Source organism: Streptomyces fildesensis (assembly GCF_016107395.1).
GTDB lineage: Bacteria > Actinomycetota > Actinomycetes > Streptomycetales > Streptomycetaceae > Actinacidiphila > Actinacidiphila fildesensis.
In genome coordinates, this window is record NZ_JAAIKO010000292.1 from 1 (window position 1) to 271 (window position 271).

At 53.1% G+C, this 271-nt stretch carries 1 rRNA gene; it reads left to right on the forward strand.

Annotated elements, in window-relative coordinates:
* Nucleotides 1-25 precede the first annotated feature (25 nt).
* Nucleotides 26-271, forward strand: a 23S ribosomal RNA gene (locus C6N31_RS42955); the annotation flags it as partial.

Consider the following 271-nt stretch of genomic DNA (forward strand, 5'->3'; position numbering starts at 1 on the left):
ACGAAGTTGAGGGACGAGATGCCGGAGTGGTTGCATCGTCGGCCGACCATGAATTTTTCTTATTGTGAAAGGTTTGAGTGGGAGCATGCGCGTTGGGACCCGAAAGATGGTGAACTATGCCGGAGCAGGGCGAAGCCGGAGGAAACTCTGGTGGAGGCTCGTAGTGATACTGACGTGCAAATCGTTCGTCGAACTTGGGTATAGGGGCGAAAGACTAATCGAACCATCTAGTAGCTGGTTCCCTCCGAAGTTTCCCTCAGGATAGCTGGAG